The organism is Streptomyces sp. HSW2009 (assembly GCF_040240285.1).
GTDB lineage: Bacteria > Actinomycetota > Actinomycetes > Streptomycetales > Streptomycetaceae > Streptomyces.
Genome location: NZ_JBEHZD010000653.1, coordinates 1 through 3,853 on the forward strand (window position 1 = coordinate 1; position 3,853 = coordinate 3,853).

The window sequence follows — 3,853 nt, forward strand, 5'->3', positions numbered from 1 at the left end:
CACGGAGCCACGGAGCCACGGAGCCACGGAGCCACGGAGCCACGGAGCCACGGAGCCACGGAGCCACGGAGCCACGGAGCCACGGTGGCGTACGGGGCACGGGGCGGCGGAGCCAGCAGGTGGCGCCGGAGCCAATGGTGGGGGACATGACATTGGCCGTGCAGGGAGACGTCACCCACATGCGCCACACTTGCTCCGTGGTAACGACAGAAGACACCGTTCCAGAAGACGCCGCTGCAAGGCCGCGCCATCCGGCGGGCGCGCGCGATGCGGCGGGCGCGCGGATGCCCCGTTGGCTACCGCGTGCCATGGTGCTGGCACTCGCCCTGGTGGCCGGCTTCCAGTTCGCCAGTTGGGCGTTCCACGAGCTGACGTCGTTGCTGCTCAACATCCTGATCGCGTTCTTCCTCGCGCTGGCCATCGAGCCCGCGGTGGACTGGATGGCGGCCCGCGGGGTGCGGCGTGGGCTCGCCACCGGCCTGGTCTTCCTCGGCATCCTGATCGCCGTCGCCGGCTTCTTCACCCTGCTCGGTTCGATGCTGGCCGACCAGATCGTGACCATGGTCGAGGACTTCCCGAAGTACCTGGACAAGGTCATCAGCTGGGTGAACTCGACGTTCCACACGGAGCTGTCCCGGGTGGAGATCCAGGACAGCCTGTTGCACTCGGACTGGTTGCAGAAGTACGTCCAGGACAGCGCCAACAATGTGCTGGACGTGTCGACGCAGGTGCTCGGCGGTCTGTTCAAGATGCTGACGATCACGCTCTTCGCGTTCTACTTCGCAGCCGACGGCCCCCGGCTGCGCCGCTCGCTGTGCTCCGTGCTGCCGCCGCACCGCCAGTCCGAGGTGTTGCGCGCCTGGGAGATCGCGGTCGCCAAGACCGGCGGCTACCTGTACTCGCGTGGCCTGATGGCACTGATCTCGGGCATCGCCCACTACGTGCTGCTGGAGATCCTGGGCGTTCCCTACGCGCCCGCGCTGGCCGTGTGGGTGGGCCTGATCTCGCAGTTCATCCCCACCATCGGCACCTATCTGGCCGGTGGGCTGCCGATGCTGGTCGCGTTCACCGTCGACCCCTGGTACGCGGTGTGGGTGCTCGGCTTCGTCGTGGTCTACCAGCAGTTCGAGAACTACCTGTTGCAGCCCCGGATCACGGCCAAGACGGTCGACATCCACCCGGCCGTCGCCTTCGGCTCCGTGATCGCCGGAACCGCCCTGCTCGGCGCGGTCGGTGCGCTCATCGCGATCCCGGCGACCGCGACGTTGCAGGCGTTCCTCGGCACGTACATCAAGCGGTACGAGGTGACCGACGACCCGCGGGTGTACGGCGGCCGGCGCAGGCCGCGGGGCGAGTCGCGGTTCGCCCGCGCGCGGCGCGCGCTGAGCCGGGGCGGGGCGTCCCCCGCAGCCCCGGTGGCCCCGGGGGACGGAGCGGCGGCCGGCGCTCCGTCGACCGCTCCCGGCGCTCCGTCGGCGGCGGATGCGGACGCCGCGGCGGTGGCCACGCCGGTGGCCCCCCCTGAGGTGACGGGGGCGGGTCGGGCCGAGCCGGCGGGGGCCGGGGAGCCGGCCCCGGATGCCGGGCCGGCGCGGCCGGTGGCGGGGGAGCCGGCCCCCGAGGGCTGATCACCGGCCGGTACGCAGCCTCGCCTGATCCCGGGCTCCGCCCCGTGTGTCGCTGTGTCCGCCGGTAGCCGCCGGGCTGTGTCGCCGAAAGTTTGAGCGTGTGCCGCCGAAGTTTGAGCGATGCGTCGGATCGTTTCTGAAGGTCTGACCTGCGGTGGCGCGGCTGTGGTTGTGGATCTGCTGCTCGATGTGAGGCAGATGGTTGTGGCAGTGGCCCCGTCGACCACCCGGGCCCGCCCGCTTGCGGGGCGCACGAAGGAGTCGGGAGCGTGACGACGTCGGCGTTCACCGTCGTACCGGTGCAGCCAGAACGGCTGCGCAGCAATCCTCACCATGTGCGGATCGGCGTTAAGAAGGATCAACCGGTCTCGCTCCAGCCGCGACCCGCAGCCGGTGTGGTCACCAGTCGTCGCACAGAAGTGCCAGCCCGCAAAGCTCCTCCCGTCCTTGGACCAGTGGAACGGCCGCACCCGGTATTACCCGTTCGAAGCGGATGCCCCAGTAGGAGGCCCAAGACGGCGGCCGTACCTGTCCGCCATCCTCCACAAACCCCAGGCCAAACACCCCCAGATCCGGGTTCGCGTACGCGTCCGCAACCTCCCCCACCGCCACCCGTGACGACCAGCACCTCGCGCCCCTCATACCTCGGTGGCACAAACCTAATGATCATCAAGGTTCGGTGGCGCAGGACAGCCGCCGGTCGTGGCGACGCGCGGGGCTGAGGTCGCTTGACAGTGAAATCGAACATCTATTCTCATGGTGATGCTGGCCGACGGTTCCGCCCCGGTTATCCACAGGCGGAGAGGGTGTCCGGGCCGATTGTCAGTGGCAGGCGTTAGCGTCGTGGACGTGAAGCGATCGACTCAAGTAAACCGGGTGGAGCCCATGGCGGCAGGAACCGACCGCGAGAAGGCGCTGGACGCCGCGCTCGCACAGATTGAACGGCAATTCGGCAAGGGCGCCGTGATGCGCATGGGCGACCGGCCCCACGAGCGCATCGAGGTCATCTCGACCGGGTCGACCGCCCTCGACGTGGCACTGGGCGTCGGCGGTCTGCCGCGCGGCCGAGTGGTCGAGGTGTACGGACCGGAGTCCTCCGGTAAGACCACGCTCACCCTGCACGCGGTGGCCAACGCCCAGCGCGCGGGCGGCACCGTCGCCTTCGTGGACGCCGAGCACGCGCTCGACCCCGTGTACGCCCAGAAGCTCGGCGTGGACACGGACTCCCTGATCCTGTCCCAGCCGGACAACGGCGAGCAGGCGCTGGAGATCGTGGACATGCTGGTCCGCTCCGGTGCCCTCGACCTCATCGTGATCGACTCCGTGGCGGCGCTGGTCCCGCGTGCGGAGATCGAGGGCGAGATGGGCGACTCGCACGTCGGCCTCCAGGCCCGACTGATGAGCCAGGCGCTCCGTAAGATCACCAGCGCGCTGAACCAGTCCAAGACCACGGCGATCTTCATCAACCAGCTCCGCGAGAAGATCGGTGTGATGTTCGGCTCGCCGGAGACCACGACCGGTGGCCGGGCGCTGAAGTTCTACGCATCGGTGCGCATCGACATCCGCCGGATCGAGACCCTCAAGGACGGCACCGAGGCAGTGGGCAACCGCACCCGCTGCAAGGTCGTCAAGAACAAGGTGGCGCCGCCCTTCAAGCAGGCGGAGTTCGACATCCTGTACGGCCAGGGCATCAGCCGCGAGGGCGGGCTGATCGACATGGGCGTGGAGCACGGCTTCGTCCGCAAGTCCGGCGCCTGGTACACGTACGAGGGGGACCAGCTCGGGCAGGGCAAGGAGAACGCCCGCAACTTCCTCAAGGACAACCCCGACCTCGCCGACGAGATCGAGAAGAAGATCATGAGCAAGCTCGGCATCGGGGTGGACCCGACGGCGCCGACCCCGGAGGCCGGTGCGGCGGACGCGGCTGCCGAGCCCGCGACCGCAGCCAAGTCGGTCCCGACTCCGGCCGCCAAGACCGCCAAGACCACCAAGGCCACCGCGGCCAAGAGCTAGCCCATGACCCGGCGAAGCGACTGGCCGGACAGTGGCGACACGGGGCAACTGGACAGCGGCGACCCCAGCCCGGCGAGGGCCGGGCTGGGGCTGTCGGGTGGGGGCCGCGTAGCGACCCCCGGCACCATGGAGCCCGGTGAGCAGGCGCGGGCGATCTGCCTCCGCCTGCAGCCGGGTCATTAACCCATCAGACCGTGGCGACGAAACTCCGT

General features: G+C 69.4%; 2 protein-coding genes. Both read left to right on the top strand.

What is annotated here, in order from left to right:
- Nucleotides 1–284 precede the first annotated feature (284 nt).
- Nucleotides 285–1,628: an AI-2E family transporter gene (locus AAHZ94_RS30210; protein ID WP_502964829.1), complete on the top strand. Its 1,344-nt coding sequence runs from the start codon at nt 285–287 to the stop codon at nt 1,626–1,628.
- 885 nt (nt 1,629–2,513) lie between these two features.
- Nucleotides 2,514–3,641 carry a recombinase RecA gene (recA, locus tag AAHZ94_RS30215; RefSeq protein WP_349996912.1) on the top strand — a complete coding sequence of 376 codons (1,128 nt, stop codon included), beginning with the start codon at nt 2,514–2,516 and terminating at the stop codon, nt 3,639–3,641.
- Nucleotides 3,642–3,853: the final 212 nt, after the last annotated feature.

Coding starts and splice junctions, on each gene's coding strand:
- recA (WP_349996912.1), top strand. CDS start 2,514: ATGGCGGCAGGAACCGACCGCGAGAAGGCGCTGGACGCCGCGCTCGCA.
- AAHZ94_RS30210 (WP_502964829.1), top strand. CDS start 285: ATGCCCCGTTGGCTACCGCGTGCCATGGTGCTGGCACTCGCCCTGGTG.